Raw genomic sequence first — 17,858 nt, 5'->3', positions numbered from 1 at the left:
GCACTCTCAAACGTGAAACGGCCGCAGCAACCTACCCAGGTTTCTGCGGCCGTGTCAAGGACTTTTGTCGGCTTGGGCGACAGAATGCGCCCATATGGGGGAAACGCTGACCGGCTAAGCGAACAGCTCGCGCAGGAACTTGACGCCTTCGGTCGCGATCGCGTCCTGCGAGGCCGCCAAGGGTCGCCACACGGAAGCCGCGGTGGCGATGGTCTCGTTCTCGGCGGTGAACGACTCGATCACGACCGGACCGTCGTAGCCCGTGTCACGGATCGCGTCGCGGAAGCCGGTCCAGTCGATGTGGTCGGCGCCCGGGGCGCCACGGTCGTTCGCGGACGCGTGCACGTGCACGAGCCGCGGACCGCCCATCCGGAAGGAACCGGCGAAGTCTTTTTCCTCCACGTTGGCGTGGTAGGTGTCCAGCAGCAGGCCGACCGACTCGGGGAGCGGGTCGATGGCCTCCAGCGCCTGCTCGACGGTGTTGATGAGGCTCGTCTCGTAGCGGACGAGCGGCTCGATGCCGATCTTGACGCCGACCTCGCCGGCGTACTCGGCCACGGGCGCGAGCTTCTCCCGCAGCTCCGCGTACAGCTTCACCCGCTCGTCCGGCGTGATCCTCCACGTCCGGCCGGTCGAGGTGTAGATGGGGCCGGCGATGGCGCCGGCCCCAACCGTGGCCGCGACGTCCAGGCATTCCCGCAGGAAGGCCTGGGTCGTCGCGACCGTGTCAGCGTCGGCGCCACACAACTCACGCCCCGGAGCCATCGCCACCGCGATCGAGGCGCCGAGCCCGTGCTCGGCCAGCACCTCAGCGGCGTGCTCTGGACTCCAGTCCCCTAGCTGCTCGACCGGGAGCTCGACCACGTCGAACCCCATGTCGCGCACCCGCGGCGCGAGCTGGGTCAGCCGCTCATCGGTGAGCGGGGAGACCCAGATCCATGTGTTGGCGCCAAGCTTCATCGCGCTTGGCCTACTGCCACTTCTCCGGGAAGCCCGGCAGGTCCTCGCAGCCGCACAGCGCGTAGTAGAGCGGGCCCATGTCCGGCTTGACGTACTGGTCCAGCGTCTCCTGCGTCACCTTCGGCTGCGGCAGGACCCACGGGCTCGGGACTTCCTCGCCCTTGAGGACCTTGACGGCCGCGATGACGGCGGTGCGCCACTGGAAGTTGGAGTAGGTCGGGGCGATGGCCTTCAGACCATCTTCCTTCCACTTGGTGAGGAAGTCGTTCTGGTCCTCACCCGTGATGAAAGGCACTTCCTGGCCGGCGTCCTCGAACGCCTCAACCGCGGCGACGGCGGTCGCGCCGGCGTCCATCCAGACGCCGTCGAGGCTGCCCTCGCGCTGCAGGTAGTCGGAGACGATGGACTTCGTCTTGGCCGGGTCACCGTCGGTGAACTCGACGCCGACGACGTTCAGGCCGGCCTCCTCGAAGATGCCCTTGGCGCCCGACCAGCGGGTCTCCAGGACGTCGACGCCCGGCAGGATGCGGAGGGCGAGGATCTTGCCGCCTTCCTTGACGTTGTCGCGGAGGAACTCCGCGCCGTCAGCGCCGTAGGCGTAGCCGCCGATCGGGGCCACGAACGTGACGGGGCAGTCCGTGGTGACACCACGGTCGAACACGATGACCGGGATGTCGGACTCGCAGGCCTTCTCGACGGCCGGCGTCAGGGTCGCGGTGGTGTTCGGCGACACGATCAGCGCGTCGCACTCGCCACCGGAGACGAACGCCTCGATGTCGGAGATCTGCTTGTCGTCCTTCGCCTCGGCGTCCACGACCGTGAACTTGGCGATCTCCTTGGTGTTGTCCGCCTCGGCCTTCATCGTCTTGAAGCCGTTCTGGCGCCACGGGTTGTCGGACGCGGCGTTCGAGAAGCAGACGTTCCAACCCGAGCTCTTGTCGGACTTGAACTCGGAGGTGTCCTTCATCTCCGGCTCGATCATCTGCAGCCACGGCTTGTCGGCGGGCCCCTCGGGGGTCGCCGAGCGCTGCGCGAGCTGCTTGTCCATCTCTTCCTGATTGAAGAACTCCGAGTCCTCACCCAGGCTCTTCTTGGGGGCGTCGGTGGTCTCCGTGGCGACGGGCGTCTCGCTGCTGCCGGTCGTCTCGGGGTCATCGCTGCTGCCGCACGCGGCAACGGTGGCACAGCAGGCCAGCATGGCGACACCGCCAGCCAGTCTCCTCCAGATCATGCTTCCTCCTCGTTGGTGTTGCTTAGCGCTCATCGCGCGCCCCGGAGCCGGTACGCGGCGAAGCCGACGGCGGCGATGATGATCACGCCCTGCACGGTGTCCTCGAGCGCGCCCGAGACGCCCTGCAGGTTGAGCCACGTGAACAGCGCCTCCAGGGTGAGGGCGCCGGCCATCGCGGCGACGACCGACCCGCGGCCGCCTCCGAGCACGACCCCGCCCAGCACGCAGGCGGTGATCGCGTCGAACTCGAGGCCCTGACCGGCCTGGGCCGAAACCCCGCCGAAGCCTGCGAGCAGAATGCCCGCGACGGCGGCCAGGACGCCCGACAGGACGAAGGCCAGGATCCGCACGCGGTCCACGCGCACGCCCGAGAGGCGGGCGGCTCGTTCGTTGTCACCCGTGGCGAGCAGCTGACGGCCGAAGTCGGCACGCATCAGCAGCACTGATCCGACGCCGATGACGACCATGATGATCACCGACCACGGGAGCTGCTCGATCCACGGGATCCCGTCGATCCCTTGACGTCCGATCGAGCGGAAGTTCTCGGACAGCGCACCCGTCGGGGCGCCGCCCGTCCACAGGAACACCGCTCCGTTCAGGATGAGCAGCGTTCCCAAGGTCGTGATGAAGGACGGCACCCGCAGGACCGTCGAGATGAAGCCGTTGACGAAGCCGACGAAGACGCCGATCAGCAGCATCAGGGCGATGATCGGCCACATCCGGCTGTCTTCGCCGTCGATCATCTTCGCCGCGAAGACGACCATCACGGTCACCAGCGAGCCGACCGACAGGTCGAAGTTGCCGCTGATGAGCACGAAGTACGCGCCCGCGGCGAGGATGACCAGGGGGGCCGAGCGCTTCAGGTAGGCCAGGAACGGGCCCGGCTCGGCGAAGGTCGGGTTGATGATCGCGATCCAGACCCACAGCGCGATGAGCAGGACGAAGATCGTCCCGGTGCTCAACAGCGCCTTCAGGAAGCGGCCACCTCGGCCGCCCGAGGCCACGCCGAAGCCCGACACGGTGGCGTTCTCGGTGCTCATGCCTTCTTCTCCGTGCGTCGCGCGTAGACGGCGACGGCCGCGATGATGATGACGCCTCGCACGACGTCACGCAGGAACGAGTTGAACTCGAGCTGGTTGAAGACGTTGTCCAGGACGGCGAGGATGAAGACGCCGCCGATGGTGCCGATCACGCCGCCGCGGCCACCGGTCAGGGCGGTGCCGCCAAGCACCACGGCGGCGATCGACTCGAGGTCGTAGCCGCCGTCGCTGCCGACGGTCGGGGTGCCGGCCTTCAGTCGCGCGGCCAGGAAGATGCCGGTGATGACGGCGGTCAGCGAGCAGAGGACGTGCGCGACGATGATCGTGCGGTGGGTGCGCAGGCCCGAGAGCTTGGAGACGTCCTCGGAGCCGCCGACCGCGTACACGCGGTAGCCGAAGCGCGTGTGCCGCAGGACGAACCAGATGATCACCGCGACGACCGCGAACAGGATGAACGACATCGGGATGACGCCGAAGCGCGTGTAGCCGAGGTTCTCGGAGAAGCTGTCGGTGACGCCGCCCTGCGGGCCGGTCCAGCCGTTCTGGATGAGGCCGCCGAGGAGCAGCGCCATGCCGAGCGTCGCGATGAACGCGTTCACGCGCAGCTTGGTGATGATCAGGCCGTTGGCGAGGCCGATGCCGGCACCCATCAGCAGCACGATCACGATCGCCGAGACCACGGAGCCGTCCTGCATCTGCTGCGCGGTGACCAGCGACGACAGCGAGATCAGCGCCGCGACCGAGAGGTCCAGCGAGCCCAGCAGGATCACGATGGTCTGGCCGAGCGACACGATGCCCAGCGCCACCGAGCGCTGCAGCATGTTCACGATGTTGCCGGTGGTCAAGAAGTTGCCACCGTCGATCGTCACGATGATCCAGGACAGGATCACGATGCCGATCAGCGCGCCGTAGACGGGCGCGGCGGGGGAGGCGAGCACGCCCACGCGCCAGCCGGCGACCCGTTCCCTGCGCGCGGCCGCGCGCGCGCCGGGCGACTGACCCGGCGAATCGACGACGCTCACGCCGCCACCTCCTCGTGCGAACCCGTCGCGTATTCCATGATCTCCGGCTCGCTCGCGCCGGCGGGCAGCTCACCGGCGAGCTTGCCCTCGTGCATGACGAGGATGCGGTCGCTCATGCCGATCAGCTCCGGCAGCTCCGACGAGATCATCAGGACGGCCTTGCCGTCCTTGGCGAGCTTGCGGATCAGGTCGTGGATGCCGGCCTTGGCGCCGACGTCGATGCCGCGCGTGGGCTCGTCGAAGATCATGACGTTCGGCTGCGTCTCCAGCCACTTCGAGAGCACGACCTTCTGCTGGTTGCCGCCCGAGAGGAAGCGCACTTCCTGCTCGGGGCCCTGCGCCTTGAGCTCGGTGACCCGCGCGAGCTCCTTGACGCCCATCAGGCCGTCCATCGACCGGCGCTTGCGCGCAGGGATGACCGTCCGGACGGCGAGCAGCATGTTGTCGCGGATCGACTGCGCAAGCGCGAGACCCTCGGCCTTGCGGTCCTCGGTGATGAAGCCGATGCCGGCGCGGATCGCCTGGCGCGGGTGCTTGAAGCGCCGCTCCTTGCCGTCGATCTCCACCGTGCCCGACGTGATCGGGTCGGCACCGAAGATGGCACGCGCGATCTCCGTGCGGCCCGAGCCCTGCAGACCCGCGAGGCCGACGATCTCGCCCGCGCGCACGTCGAAGGTGACGTCCTTGAGCAGCGGAGTGGTGAGGTTCTTGACGGCGAGCCGCACGTCGCCGAGGTCCTCCTTGAGGCCCTTCTCCGGGAAGTACCCGTCCAACTCGCGGCCGACCATCGCGTTCACGAGCTCGCGCTGGTTGGTCTCGGCGGTGTTGAGCGTCTTGACGACGCCGCCGTCCTTGATGACCGTGATCCGCTGCGAGAGGGCGAACACCTCGCGCAGGCGGTGCGAGATGTACAGGATTCCGACGCCGAGCTCCTGCAGACGGCGGACGAGCTTGAACAGCAGCTCGACCTCGCCCTCGGCCAGCGCCGCGGTGGGCTCGTCGAGCACGAGGATCTTCGCGTTCAGCGAGCGCGCCTTGATGATCTCGACCACCTGCTGCTGGGCGACCGACAGCCAGCGCACCGGCGTGCGCGGGCCGAAGCTGTCCTCGCCGACCTCGTCGAGCAGCGCCTGCGTCTCACGCTCCATGCGCTTGGCGTCGACGATCAGGCCCTTGCGCGGCTCGCGGCCGATGAAGATGTTCTCGGCGACATTGCGCTCGGGCAGGAGGTTGAACTCCTGGTAGACGATGCCGACGCCGGCCGCCTGAGCCGCGGCGGGGTGGTGGAAGGTCTGCTCCTCACCGTTGATGAGGATCTTGCCCTCGGTGGGCATGTGCACGCCCGCGAGCGTCTTCATCAGGGTGGACTTGCCGGCGCCGTTCTCGCCCACGATCGCGTGGATCTCCCCGGCGCGCAGGTCCAGGTCGACGCCGTGGAGGACCTCCACGCCGACGAACGACTTCTTGATGCCCTGCATCTGCAGGAGCAGCTGATCAGACATCGGCGGTCTCCGCGGTCAGGGCCGCCGCGCTCGGCACGTCGACCCAGGTCTCGGTCTCCGCGGACGCGAGCACGGCCGCGGTGATGCGCGCGGCGCGGAGCCCGTCGCGGAAATCGGGCAGCCCATCGGGGGCCTCGCCCGACAACGTCGCGGCGTAGGCGTCCGCGATGAAGGCGTTGAACGCGTCCGGGTAGCCCTGCGGGTGGCCCGCGGGGACGGTCGCGAAGCGCGCGGCGGCCGGCGACAGCAGGCCCGGGTCGCGCTTGAGCAGCGTGACGGCTTCGCGCTTGCCGACCCAGAGGCTCTCCGGCTCTTCCTGGTTGAAGTGCAGGGCCTCGTCGGCGGCGTCGATCTCCAGCGTGAGCATGTTCTTGCGGCCGGCCGAGATCTGGCTGATGACCGTGCTGCCGACCGCGCCCTTGTCGGTCTCGAACTGCATGATCACGGCGTCCTCGGTGGGCCGCTCCGGGAAGGACCCGTACGTGCGCGCGGACACGCGCGTGATCCGGTGACCCGAGACGAACTCGGCCAGGTCGCACCAGTGCGAGCCGATGTCGGCGAACGCGCGGGAGGCGCCGCCCAGCGTCTCGTCGACGCGCCAGTTGTCGTCGGTGGCCTTCAGCAGCCAGTCCTGCAGGTACCCGCCGTGAATGAGGCGGATGGCGCCGGACGTGCCGCTGCGCACGCGCTCGCGCGCCTCGCGGACCATCGGGTGGTAGCGGTAGACGAACGGCACCGCGTGGACCTTGCCGGACGCGATCGCCGCGTCGAGCATCTCCTCGGCGCCGCGGTCGTCGACCGCCAGCGGCTTCTCACAGATCACGTGCTTGCCGGCGGCAAGCGCGGCTTCGGCCAGCGGCCGGTGCAGGTGGTTGGGCGTGCAGACGTGGACGACGTCGACGTCTGGCGACTCGACCAGTTCCTCTGCGGTGGCGAAGGGGCGTTCGGCGCCGAAGTCCGCGGCAGCGCGCGAGCTTTTCTCAGGCGAGGACCCGGCGACGCCGACCAAGCGTGCACCGGCGAGCCGCGCCGATCGAGCGTGGACAGCACCCATGAACCCCGTCCCCGCAATGGCGACGCGAACTTCTCCTCCGAGCATGGAGCCGCACGCTAGTTCGGCTTCGCCCGAATGTCAAGCAAAAGGGTGACGCTTTCTGTCCGAGGACATCGAGTAAACACGAACTCAACCTGGCTACTTCCGCCCGTAACCGACGCAAGTCTGGTTAACTCGCGGACATGGTCGAGGGCTCCCCCGGCGCAGGCGCCGTTCTGCGGCTCATCCGCGACGGGCGCGCGACGACGCGAAGCCAACTGACCCTGCAAACGGGCCTGTCCCGCTCCACCCTGGCGGAACGGGTCCAGTCCTTGCTGAGCCTCGGCCTCGTGAACGAGGCCAATGGCGCGTCGACCGGTGGCCGCCCTCCGGCCACCTTGGAGTTCAACCCTAGCGTCGGAGTCGTTCTCGCGGCGGCTGTGTCGTCGACCATCTGTCGAGTGACGATCCGCGACCTGGCCACGGTCGCCCTCAGCGAGCACAGCTTCGCGGTCGAGGATGAGAGCTTTGACACCGGCGCCCTGCGCTCCCGGCTCGCGCTCGCGCTCGAGCGCGCGGCGGTGCCGACCGAGCAGGTGTGGGCCGTCGGGATCGGGTACGACGAGGACGTCGATCCGCCCGACCCGACGGTCTTCACCGGCGCGCCGGTGCTCGTCGACCGGCACGTGAACCTGCTCGCGCTCGCGGAGCAGTGGACCCACTGGCGTTCGGTCGAGCACCTGCTCTACGTGTCGGTCGGCGAGACCATCGGCTCCGGCATCGTCTCGTGCGGGCGCGTGCACCACGGCGCCCGCGGGGCGGCGGGTGGGATCGGCCACATCCGCGTGCGTGGTCACGAAGACGTGCTGTGCCCGTGCGGCAACACGAGCTGCCTGGAGGCCGTCGTGGGCGGGCGCGCGCTCGCCGAGCAGCTGCGCGCGGCCGGCCTGCAGGCGCAGACCGCCGCGGACGTCGCCGCGTTGGCGCGCGGAGGCGTCCCGGCCGCGGTGCAGGCCGTGCGCGGCGCCGGACGGTCGGTCGGCGAGGTGCTCGCCGAGTGCATCAACTTCTACAACCCGGGCGCGATCGTGCTGGGCGGCGAACTGGCCGAGGCCTCGCACCACCTGCTGGCGGGGCTGCGCGAGACCGCGTTCGCCCGCTCGCTCCCGATGGCCACGCGCGACCTCGTCGTCGGGCCGGCGCGGCTGGGTGCCGACGCGGGCACGATCGGGGCCGCCGTCATGGCCATCGAGCACGTGCTGGCGGAGGAGTACGTCGACCGCGCCGCGCATCGCGATAATGGTGGCTGAAACGTGTCAGCACCGGAACCTGCGCGAAATTCGGGGGCGGCCCGGCCGAATCGACGCTTTTCCCCGCCTGTCAGGCAAAAGATCGCAACCTAAGTTCGACGACCCGTCTTCTTCTACCTGACTCGCTCCAGAGTTGTGTCGATTTTGTGTCGCGACTCTGGTTAACTCGCGCTCATGCTGACCGCAGGAGAGAGTCAAAGCCCCGGCGCACCGGTGGGAGCCGGTCGTGTGCTGGGGCTGATCCGGGACGGGGAGGCGGTCACTCGCGCAGACATCGCACGGCGCACCGGTCTAGCCCGCTCGACGGTGGCCCAGAGGGTGGAGGCCCTCATGGCGCACCGATTCGTCTACGAGGCGGGCGGCACCGCCTCGACGGGCGGGCGCCCGCCGACCGTGCTGGCGTTCAACAAGGCCGCCGGCGTCGTGCTGGTCGCCGCGCTCGGCGCCACGCACGCCCGCCTCGCCGTCACCGACCTCGCCGGCGAGCCGCTGGCCGAGCACGGGTACGACACCGACATCGCGCGCCTTCCAGAACAGATCCTGTTCTGGGTCAACGAGCGCTTCGAGGAGCTGCTGAGCGAGGTCGACCGCTCCCACGAGGACGTGCGCGGGATCGGCGTCGGCATCCCCGCCCCGGTCGCGTTCTCGCGCGGCGAGGCGGTCGCGCCGCCGATGATGCCCGGTTGGGACGGCTTCTCGATCCCGGGCTGGTTCGCGCAGCACTACGACGTGCCGGTGCTCGTCGACAACGACGTGAACATCATGGCGCTGGGTGAGCACCACGCGTACTGGCGCGACTGCGAGCACCTGCTCTACGTCAAGGTCGGCACGGGCATCGGCTGCGGGATCATCTCCGGCAACCGGATCCACCGGGGCGCGCAGGGCGCGGCCGGGGACATCGGGCACGTCCGGCTCGCGGGCCACCAGGACGTCGTGTGCCGCTGCGGCAACACGGGTTGCCTCGAGGCGGTCGCCGGCGGGCGGGCGCTCGCCGCCAAGCTCAGCAAGGCGGGGCTGGACGCGCGCAACACGCGCGACGTGGTCGCGCTCGTGCGCGCGGGACATCCGGAGGCGGCGCAGACCGTGCGCGACGCCGGGCGCTGCATCGGTGAGGTCCTGGCCGAGTGCATCAACTTCTTCAACCCCGGCTGCGTGATCATCGGCGGTGACCTGTCCGAGGTCCACCAGCAGCTGCTCGCGGGCATGCGCGAGATGTCGTTCGGCCGTTCGCTGCCGATGGCGACGCGTGACCTGCGGCTCGGCCACTCGCAGCTCGGCGAGCGCGCGGGCGTCGTCGGCGCGGCGATCATGGTGCTCGAGCACGTGCTCGACCCGGCGGTCATCGACCGTGCCGTGCAGAGCGAGCTCCCGGCGTCGAACGCCCGCGCCCACACGGTCGTATGAGGGCGGATATCTCGCACTTTGTGCAGATTGGAAGGCCCGAGTGTCGAATGCGGGCGTACTTTGGTCCCAAACGGTGCGCATTTCGCGCACCGCTCTGGTTAGATGCCCGCATGCGGGCAGAGGCGAAGGAATTGCGGTCGTGACGGGGGCGGGATCACTGCTGCGGCTGATCCGGAGCGGCGAGGCGGTGACGCGCGCCGACCTGGTGCGGCGCACGGGCCTCGCGCGCTCGACGGTGGCGCAGCGACTGGAGGCGTTGCGGGCCCATCAGCTCGTCTATGAGGCCGGCGGCACGACCTCGACAGGCGGGCGTCCGCCGACGGTGCTGATGTTCAACCAGGGCGCGGGGGTCGTCCTGGTCGCGGACCTCGGTGCCACGCACTCGCGCCTGGTCGTGTCCGACCTGGCCGGCGCCCCGCTGGCGGAGACGAAGTTCGACATGGAGATCGGCGAGGGCCCCGAGGCCGTGCTCGCCACCGTGCACGAGTGCTTCGAGGCGCTGCTGAGTGAGATCGGACGCCGGCCGGAGGACGTGCGCGGAATCGGCGTCGGCGTGCCCGGGCCGGTCGCGTTCACGCGCGGCGAGCCGGTCGCGCCGCCGATCATGCCCGGCTGGGACGGCTTCTCGATCCCGGACTGGTTCGCGCGCCACTACGCCGGCCCGGTGCTGGTCGACAACGACGTCAACATCATGGCGCTCGGCGAGCACTGGACGCACTGGCGGCAGAACGAGCACCTGCTGTACGTGAAGATCGGCACCGGCATCGGCTGCGGGATCGTCGCCGGCGGGCGCATCCACCGCGGCTCGCAAGGCGCGGCGGGCGACATCGGCCACGTCCGGTTGGCGGGGCACGACGACACCGTCTGCCGCTGCGGCAACACGGGCTGCCTCGAAGCCGTCGCCGGCGGACGCGCGCTGGCCTCGAAGCTCACGGCGCTCGGCCTGGAGGCCGAGTCCTCGCGCGAGGTCGTCGCGCTCGTGCGCGCGGGGGAGCCGCAGGCGATCCAGGCCGTCCGCGACGCGGGCCGCTGCCTCGGCGAGGTTCTCGCGGGTTGCGTGAACTTCTTCAACCCGGGCGCGATCGTGATCGGCGGCGACATCGCCGAAGCCCATCAGCAGCTGCTCGCGGGTGTGCGCGAAGTGATCTTCCAGCGCTCGCTGCCGCTCGCCACGGGCGACCTGCGGATCGTCCCTTCCCGCCTGGGCGACCGCGCGGGCGCGATCGGAGCCGGGATCATGGTCATCGAGCACATCCTGTCGCCCGAGGCTGTGGACCGCGCGATCCAGAACGGCATCGCCGCGTAGCCGGGACGGGTCGCGCGAGTAAGGTCAGCGGCGTGGGCACCGCCAAGGTGATCGGACTCGTGCCGCACCCGTCCCGTGACGACCACGCCGTCACGGAGACACTGCTCCGGGTGACGGCTAACGCCGTCACCCTCCACCTCGCACGCGAATGCCTTACGGCCTTCGCGTGCGCTGGACGGCCTCGCGCGCCTGCCGCGTGCTCGTGCGCGAGCGGGATGCCGGGCGCTGTCCGCCGGGCGTCGAGCCGGTGTCCGACGACGAGTTCGAGACGCAGGTCGACGCGCTCGTGAGCCTCGGCGGCGACGGGACCATGCTCGGCGCCCTGCGGCTCGTCGCCCACCGCCCCCCGTCCCCGTGCTCGGCGTCAACCTCGGCCACCTCGGCTTCCTGGTCGAGATCCACCCGGACGAGCTCCCTGAGGCCCTCGACCGCCTCGAGGCCGAGCAGTTCACCGTCGAGCCGCACAGCGCGCTGCTCGTCGGCATCGGCGACGACGAGTCGGTCGGCTTCAACGACGTTGCGATCGTCCGCGTCCCGGGCAACGGGGCCGTCCAAGCGGTGCTCTCCGTCGGCGGGCAGCCGATGGGCCGCTACCGCCGCGACGGGCTGGTCGTCTCGACCGCGATCGGCTCCACCGCCTACGCCGACGCGGCCGGCGGCCCGGTCGTCTCTCCGAAGCTGGACGCGCTGATCGTCGCGCCGCTGGCGCCGATGGCGGGCATCAGCCGTCCGATGGTGGTCTCTGCCGACGAGCCGATCCGGCTCGAGCTGCTTCCGGAGAGCGGGGCTGCGGCCGTGGAGGTCGACGGGCTCGTCGTCGGAGAGGCGAGTGCGGGCGGGGCCTTGGACGTGCGCCTGTCGCCGGGGGCGGGGCAGGTCGTGCGGCTCGACAGCGACCGCTACCAGCGGCGCAACCAGGTGAAGCTGAGCCTGCCGGACCTGCCGTTCCTGCCGGAGGAGTTGCGGGAGCTCTCTCCGCGGCCCGCGCTGGGCTCGTAGCGGTTACACCCGCATCGAGGGGGGAAGGAGCGGCGTTTCCGCCGCGCGCTCGAGCTCAGCGCCTCCGAGCTCCGCGCGGCAAGAACTCTGCCGTGCTCCGTACCGTCAAGTTACGGGCTACGGAAGTCACGTGAGGCGGAAGTGGTTGCTTCGGCCAGCTCCGGACGAGAAACAACCACGTCCGTGCCCAATCGCGCACCACGCACGAGGGGTGATGAACAAACGAGTCCCCAGGGGCGTCGTTTGTACATCACCCTCTGCAGTCGCGTGTTCGTTTTCGCGAGATCCGCAGGAGGCCGGCGGAGAAGGCGGCGCTCCACGCTGTCTCCGTAGCCCGTAACTGTCGGTACGCCAGCACGGCGATGTTCCCCGCCGCGCGGAGCCTGGAAGGCGCCGTTCTCCCCGCCCGGTCAGCGAAACGCCAGCTACCTCCCCCCTCGGTGAGCCGTTGTGGGGCGCCTGCCTCGCCTCCGCTCGGCGCGTGCTTCCAGGACCGCGTCGCGGCTCTCGCCGAGGCGACCCGAAGAGGCCGGGCGCCCAGCAGAGCGGGATGGAGCTCAGTTCGCCGCTCCGTACAGGGCAGGATCCGCGGCACCGGCGCCATCCGCACGGCCGACTTCCAGCAGCACTTCCAGCTCAGGGACCTGATCCTCGCCGGCGACCGCGCCGGCGCAGCCGACCTGATGCGCCGCCACGTCGAGGCGAGCTTGCCGAGCGCGGCCGCGGACTGAGCACCGTCGGGTGAGGGCGCGCCGGACGAGATCGTCGGGCGCGCCCTCGTCCGATCACACCTCGCAGCCCGTCCGCGGGCCGCTGCCCGAGCCCTGCCCGCAGGCGTCGAGGCCGCCGGCGCCGTCGAGCGCGTCGTCGCCCGCCTCGCCCAGCAGCGCGTCGTTGTCGGTGCCGCCGTGCAGCACGTCGTCGCCGGCCCCGCCGAACAGCAGGTCGTGGCCCGCTCCGCCGTCGAGCAAATCGTCGCCGTTGCCGCCGGTCAGCACGTCACTCGCCGAGCCGCCGCACAGGACGTCGACGCCGCCCAGCCCGTTGAGGCTGTCGAGCCCGCCCTGCCCGATCTGCAGGTCCGAGCCGGCGGTGCCGGCGAACAGGTCGGAGCCGCCTCCGCCCACCCGCACGGTGACGGGCACGGAGGCGGTCGCGGTGCCGTCGGACACCGTGAGCGTCACGGTCGCGCTGCCGGTGCGGCCGGCCTGCGCGGTGATGCGCGCGGTGCCGTCCGCGAACGCGACGTCGGCGACCGGCACGAGCGCGGGGTTGCTCGACTGCGCGCTCAGGATCAACGCCGTCGCCGGGGTGTCGCCGTCGGTCAGCCGCAGCCGGAAGGTGCCGGACCGGTCGTCGCTGCCGCAGCCGACCCCGCCGGTGATGGCGATGGCCGGCGGCAGCTCGTCGACCGGCGTGACGTCGAGCGTGACGGTGACGGGCTCGGACGGGTCGAACGGGTCCCGGGCGAGGTAGGTGAACGAGTCCGGGCCGTTGTAGTCGGCGTCGGGCGCATAGGTGAACGCGCCGTCGGCGTCGAGCGACACGGTCCCGTGCTCGGGCTCGCTGACGAGCTCGGCGGTCAGGGCGTCGCTCTCGCCGTCGGTGTCGTTGCCAAGGGCGCCGGGCGCGGGCACCGAGAGGGCGGTGTCCTCGGCCGTGGTGTACGCGTCCGCGTGCGCGACGGGCACCTGGTTGGGAGTGGGCTCGGCGCTCCAGACCCGCAGGTCGGTGGTCGGCAGGGCGTTGCGGGGCAGGCCGGCGGAGAGCGTCCCGTCGAGGTTCTCCGCGCCGACGAGCAGGTCCAGCCCGCTCTCGGCGATCGTGTCGAACCGGTAGGCGTACTGGACGTCCTGCGCTCCGTTGACGCCGATCCAGGCCTGGAACACCCGCTCGCTGTCGGTGCCGGCGACGTCGACCTGCCATTCGACCACCAACCAGGACGACACGCCGTCCGTGAGGACATTGACGAGGACGCCGGGCTTCCCGGTGCCGTCGAGGTCGGTCCAGAACGGTGCGAGCACGCCGTTCGGGCGCGCCGTGCCGAACGCGGGGTCGGAGCGGTTGTCCTCGGCCTCACCGCCGCCCGGGATCAGGTAGCCGTTGCTGTTGATGCCGAGCCGCGTGAAGGTCTCGCCGTTGTAGACGAACGCGGGCGTGTCGATGTTGACCGTCTGCTCGTCGCCCACGGGCAGGACCGTGTTGCTACCAAACGCGGTGAGCGGGATGTAGCCGAAGACGTTGCCGGGGTCCGCGCCGATGGAGACCCCGGGGTAGCCGCGCGGCGTCCCGGCCACCGCGGCGTCGAACGCCTGCACGCGCTGGGCGGCCACGCTCTTCGCCTGCTTCGGCGTCGCGGGCCGCAGGCGCGAGCGGTCAGGCTCGGCCGCGCTCGCCGGTCCCGCGACGAGCGCGGAGGCGAACAGCAGGGACGAGACGAGCAGCGGACACGTCCAGCGTGACCGGTGGTGCGCCTGTGGGCGGCGATGCGAGAAAATCATGCAGCGGGTCCTCCGGGAGGGGAGTGGTCGGTGCGATACGACCAGCACCCGCTGACGATCCGCTGACCTTCCGCTGACGGCCGGCGCTCACGCGCCCGCCGGCTACAGCTCGAGCTCGTCCGCCCGCGCGCGGGTGCGCAGCTCCGCGCGCGAGCGCACGCCGGCCTTGAGGTAGATGTTGCTGAGGTGGAACTCGACGGTCTTGGTGGACAGCATCAGCTCCTTGGCCACCTCGCGGTTGCTCATGCCGGCCACGACCAGCCGCGTCACCGCCGTCTCCTGCGGCGTGAGCAGCGCGTGATCGCGCACCGAGCGCGCCGTCGGCGTCAGCCCGCACGCGGTCAGCTCACGCTCACACCGCCGCACCGCGGGCAGCGCCGCCAGCGCTGCGAACCGCTCGCGTGCGTCCAGCAGCAGCTCCGACGCCGCGCGCCGCCGTCCCTCCCGGCGCAGCAGCTGCGCGTGTTCGAGCTCGAGCAGCGCCTGCTCGTACGGCATCGCCAGCGGCTCGATGCCGGCCCGCGCCTGCTCGAACGCCTCCGCCGCGGCCTCGACGTGCCGGCGGACGAGCGCGAGCCGGGCCCGCGCGTGGTGCAGGTGGACGACCAGCAGCCGGTGCCGGCGCGTCTGCGCGAGGGCGCTCGCCTCGCTGATGAAGCGCTCCGCGGCTTCCCACCGGCCCGCGTCCACCAGGGCGTGCGCCTGCAGGTGCTGCCACGGCAGCGCGGTGTAGTCGGCGCCGAGCGCCGCGACCGGCGCGAGGTGCTCGAGCACCTCCGCCGGGCGCTCGCGCGCCGCCGCGAGCTGCGCCGCGACCAGGTGCGCCAGTGCGGTGTGGCGCTCGAAGGAGGCGGGCTCGGCCGCGACCCGCGCGCCGAGCTGCGCGGCGCCGGCGTGATCGCCGCGCGCGCTCGGGACGAACGTGGCCGACCACAGCGCGTGCGCGAGCACCCAGCGGTCCTCGGACTCGGTGGCGACGGCGACCGCGCGCTCGGCGGACACCACCGCGTCGTCCCACGCGCCCGCCCGATACTGCGTGCGGGCCAGCCCGGCCAGCGACAGTCCGGCGATGACGAGCAGGTTGTCGGCGAGCGCGCCGTCGGCCGAGCGGCGGAAACGGTCCGCCGCGCCGGCCGTGTCGCCCTGTGCCTCCAGCAGCCTGGCCTTCAGCGCCAGCAGGACGAAGCCGCTGTGGTCGTCGAGCCAGCGGTCGAGCGCCGCGTGCGCCTCGTCGATCCGGCCCTCCAGCCCGAGCCCGATCGCGAGCGAGGGAGCGGCCAGCAGCGCCGTCGTCCGGTCCTCGGGCGCGAGCTGCGTAGCGCGCTCGGCCCACTCGATCGCCTCCGCGCCCCGCAGCCGCGACGCGGCCAGGAACGCGCGCCGCTGCGCGACGGTGGAAGCCAGCCGCGGACCGAGGCCGGGATGCCGCCACGCACGTTCCAGCAGGCGCTCGGCGGTCGCGACGTCGCCGGCGAACATGGCCAGGTATGCCCACACGCTGTCGCGGCGCGGCCCTTCGGCGATGTCCGTGCGCTCGGCCAGCCGGCGCGCGGCGCCACCGTCACCCGAGTACATCAGCGCCTCGATCGCGTCGAGCAGCAGCCGCTCGCGCTCGCCCGCGCGGCTCGTCATGCGGCTGGCGGCGAGCAGGTGCCGCACCGCGACCGCCCAGCCGCCGCGCACGAGCTGCGCCTGCGCGGCCGCCTCGAGCTCCTCGCGCAGCGCGTCGTCCGGTACCGCGGCCGCGGCGACGCGGTGGCGCAGCGCCGCGTCCGGCCCCGAGGCGAGCCGGGCGGCCGCGAGGTGCAGCTCCGAGCGGCGGGACTGGGCAAGCGCGGCGTAGACGGCGGCGCGCGTCAGTGGGTGGGTGAACTCGAGCCAGGTGCCGTCTTCGGCGTCGGCCAGCCGGATCAGTCCGGTGGCCACGGCCCGGTCGACCGCCGCCAGCGGATCGGCGGGCGACGCCAGCTGGGACGTGGCGTGCAGCGGCACGCGCGTCCCGAGCACCGCGGCGGCCGCCAGCAGCGACGCGACCTCGGCGTCGCAGCGCGCGAAGCGCGCCTCGACCATCTGCGCGTAGTGGCGTGGCACGGGCAGCGGCCGCGTGTCGTCGACCCAGCCTCCCGCCCCGGCCAGCTCGCGCAGCACGGCGCGCAGGTGCAGCGGGTTGCCGCCGGTGTGCGCGCTCAGCTGGGCCGCGGCGGCGGCCGTGAGCGGCGTACCCATCTGCGCGCCGAGCGCGCGCGTCTCCTCGACGCCCAGCGGCCGCAGGGACACCACCGCGCCGTCGGCGAGCTTGAGCCAGCCCTCGGGCAGCGTGGCTTCCGCCGTGCCGCGCACGACGATCAACAGCAGCGTGGCGCTCTCCGCCAACCGGCGCGCGCAGAACAGCAGCGCGCGCAGCGAGCCGGCGTCCGCGAGGTGCGCGTCGTCGACGACGACGATCGTCGGTTCCGCGGACCCCAGCCGCTCCAGCAGCTCCATCCCGACCGTCAGGTGGCTGTCGGCGCCCAGGACGTCGACCTCGCCGGGCGCGGCCGAGCGCAGCAGCTGATCGGCGATCGCGAACAGCACGTCCGCCTCGGACTCGTCGCCGGCGGCGCGCAGCACGCGCGCGTCCGGGTGGCGGGCCAGAAAGCGCTCGACCAGCGTCGTCTTGCCGATCCCCGCCTCTCCCTCGACGAGCAGCGCGCGCGGGGACTGCGCGAGCACCTCCTCGAACACCTCGCTCAGCGCCGCCATCTCGTCGTCCCGGCTCACGAAGGCCCGCGTCGTCTCCACTGCCAAACAGATAGCTCAGACGAGCCGCACGTTCACTCCGTCCGCGTGCAACCGGGGATCGTCGCCCTCGGCCAGCACCAGTGACACGTCGCGCAGCGGCACGATCGCCTGCCGCCCGTGCGTCCCCAGCTTGAACGCGTCCACGAGCAGCACGGACTGGTAGGTCTGCTCGAGCATCGCGCGCTTGACCGCCGCCTCGAGGTCGTCGCTCTCGGTCAGCACGCCCCCGGCCGTGACGCCGGTGACGCTGAAGAACAGCCAGTCGACGAAGTGCTCGCGGATCATGCGCACGGTCGACGGGCCCACGAACGACCCGCTCAGCGGCCGGTGCCGGCCGCCGAGCAGGTAGAGCTCGACCTGCTCGAGCGAGCCGACCAGCGCCTGGATCACCGGCGCGCTGTTGGTGAGCACCCGCACGGCGAGCCCGGTCTCGGCGATCCGGCGCGCGAGGAAGTACGCGGTCGACGACGAGTCCAGCAGCACCGTCTCGCCGGGGCGCAGCAGCTCGAGGGCCGCGTCCGCGAGCCTGAGCTTGGCCGCGGCCGCCACCTCGACGCGCTGCGCGAACGAGTGCTCCGGCGCGTGGCTGGAGGGCAGGACGGCGCCGCCGTGCGTGCGGCGCGCGCTGCCCTGCGCCTCGAGCACGACGAGGTCCCGCCGCGCCGTCATGGGTGACACGCCGAAGCGCGCCTGGAGCTGTCCGATGGTGACCTCACCGGTCGCCATCAACAGCTCGCGGATCTGCTCCCTGCGCGCTTCGGCGATCATG

Annotated in this window: 13 protein-coding genes and 1 pseudogene; 4 read left to right on the top strand and 10 right to left on the bottom strand. The window is 71.5% G+C overall.

Going from position 1 to position 17,858, the window contains the following annotated elements; all coding sequences use genetic code 11:
• Positions 1-114: 114 nt before the first annotated feature.
• Genes OJ962_RS14080 through OJ962_RS14055 form a run of 6 tightly spaced genes read right to left on the bottom strand, consistent with a single transcriptional unit; the run spans position 115 to position 6,854 of the window.
• A complete protein-coding gene (locus OJ962_RS14080; protein WP_202955315.1) occupies positions 115-960 on the bottom strand; it encodes a sugar phosphate isomerase/epimerase family protein in 846 nt (281 codons plus the stop codon).
• Positions 961-970: 10 nt separating this feature from the next.
• Positions 971-2,191 carry a substrate-binding domain-containing protein gene (locus OJ962_RS14075; RefSeq protein WP_202955314.1) on the bottom strand — a complete coding sequence of 407 codons (1,221 nt, stop codon included), beginning with the start codon at positions 2,189-2,191 and terminating at the stop codon, positions 971-973.
• Positions 2,192-2,220: 29 nt separating this feature from the next.
• The gene (locus tag OJ962_RS14070) at positions 2,221-3,231 is read right to left on the bottom strand and encodes an ABC transporter permease (protein WP_202955313.1); all 1,011 of its coding nucleotides are present in this window, start codon (positions 3,229-3,231) and stop codon (positions 2,221-2,223) included.
• Positions 3,228-4,253: an ABC transporter permease gene (locus OJ962_RS14065; RefSeq protein ID WP_202955312.1), complete on the bottom strand. Its 1,026-nt coding sequence runs from the start codon at positions 4,251-4,253 to the stop codon at positions 3,228-3,230. Before OJ962_RS14065 ends, OJ962_RS14070 begins: the two co-directional genes overlap by 4 nt.
• Positions 4,250-5,755 carry a sugar ABC transporter ATP-binding protein gene (locus OJ962_RS14060; RefSeq protein WP_202955311.1) on the bottom strand — a complete coding sequence of 502 codons (1,506 nt, stop codon included), beginning with the start codon at positions 5,753-5,755 and terminating at the stop codon, positions 4,250-4,252. Before OJ962_RS14060 ends, OJ962_RS14065 begins: the two co-directional genes overlap by 4 nt.
• Positions 5,748-6,854, bottom strand: a complete 1,107-nt coding sequence (locus OJ962_RS14055) for a Gfo/Idh/MocA family protein (protein ID WP_255525982.1) — start codon at positions 6,852-6,854, stop codon at positions 5,748-5,750. The genes OJ962_RS14060 and OJ962_RS14055 overlap by 8 nt, the downstream gene beginning before the upstream one ends.
• Positions 6,855-7,249: 395 nt before the next feature.
• Here OJ962_RS14055 and OJ962_RS14050 point away from each other — a divergent pair, with 395 nt between their 5' ends.
• The 4 genes and pseudogenes from OJ962_RS14050 (at position 7,250) to OJ962_RS14035 (ending at position 11,807) form a co-directional block, all read left to right on the top strand.
• Complete coding sequence (locus OJ962_RS14050) at positions 7,250-8,098, top strand: ROK family protein (protein ID WP_270006409.1); 849 nt, start codon at positions 7,250-7,252, stop codon at positions 8,096-8,098.
• A gap of 174 nt (positions 8,099-8,272) precedes the next feature.
• Positions 8,273-9,502 (top strand): ROK family transcriptional regulator, encoded by a 1,230-nt coding sequence (locus OJ962_RS14045; RefSeq protein WP_255525981.1) that lies wholly within the window; start codon positions 8,273-8,275, stop codon positions 9,500-9,502.
• A gap of 139 nt (positions 9,503-9,641) precedes the next feature.
• Positions 9,642-10,808 (top strand): ROK family transcriptional regulator, encoded by a 1,167-nt coding sequence (locus OJ962_RS14040; protein WP_202955307.1) that lies wholly within the window; start codon positions 9,642-9,644, stop codon positions 10,806-10,808.
• A gap of 148 nt (positions 10,809-10,956) precedes the next feature.
• Positions 10,957-11,807: pseudogene (locus OJ962_RS14035) on the top strand (NAD(+)/NADH kinase).
• A 557-nt stretch (positions 11,808-12,364) separates the two neighbouring features.
• Here the strand turns inward: OJ962_RS14035 and OJ962_RS14030 are convergent.
• The 4 genes from OJ962_RS14030 to OJ962_RS14015 all read right to left on the bottom strand — a co-directional run bounded on the left by OJ962_RS14030 (position 12,365) and on the right by OJ962_RS14015 (position 17,857).
• Complete coding sequence (locus OJ962_RS14030) at positions 12,365-12,502, bottom strand: hypothetical protein (RefSeq protein ID WP_270006408.1); 138 nt, start codon at positions 12,500-12,502, stop codon at positions 12,365-12,367.
• A gap of 90 nt (positions 12,503-12,592) precedes the next feature.
• Entirely contained in the window at positions 12,593-14,308 is a 1,716-nt protein-coding gene (locus OJ962_RS14025; RefSeq protein WP_202955303.1) for an Ig-like domain-containing protein, read from the bottom strand.
• A 102-nt stretch (positions 14,309-14,410) separates the two neighbouring features.
• Entirely contained in the window at positions 14,411-17,068 is a 2,658-nt protein-coding gene (locus tag OJ962_RS14020) for a helix-turn-helix transcriptional regulator (RefSeq protein WP_202955302.1), read from the bottom strand.
• A gap of 36 nt (positions 17,069-17,104) precedes the next feature.
• Positions 17,105-17,857 (bottom strand): DeoR/GlpR family DNA-binding transcription regulator, encoded by a 753-nt coding sequence (locus OJ962_RS14015; RefSeq protein ID WP_202955301.1) that lies wholly within the window; start codon positions 17,855-17,857, stop codon positions 17,105-17,107.
• Position 17,858: the final 1 nt, after the last annotated feature.

The sequence above is a fragment of the Solirubrobacter deserti genome (assembly GCF_027587175.1).
GTDB classification, from domain to species: domain Bacteria; phylum Actinomycetota; class Thermoleophilia; order Solirubrobacterales; family Solirubrobacteraceae; genus Solirubrobacter; species Solirubrobacter deserti.
This window is presented reverse-complemented; position numbering and strand designations above follow the sequence as displayed.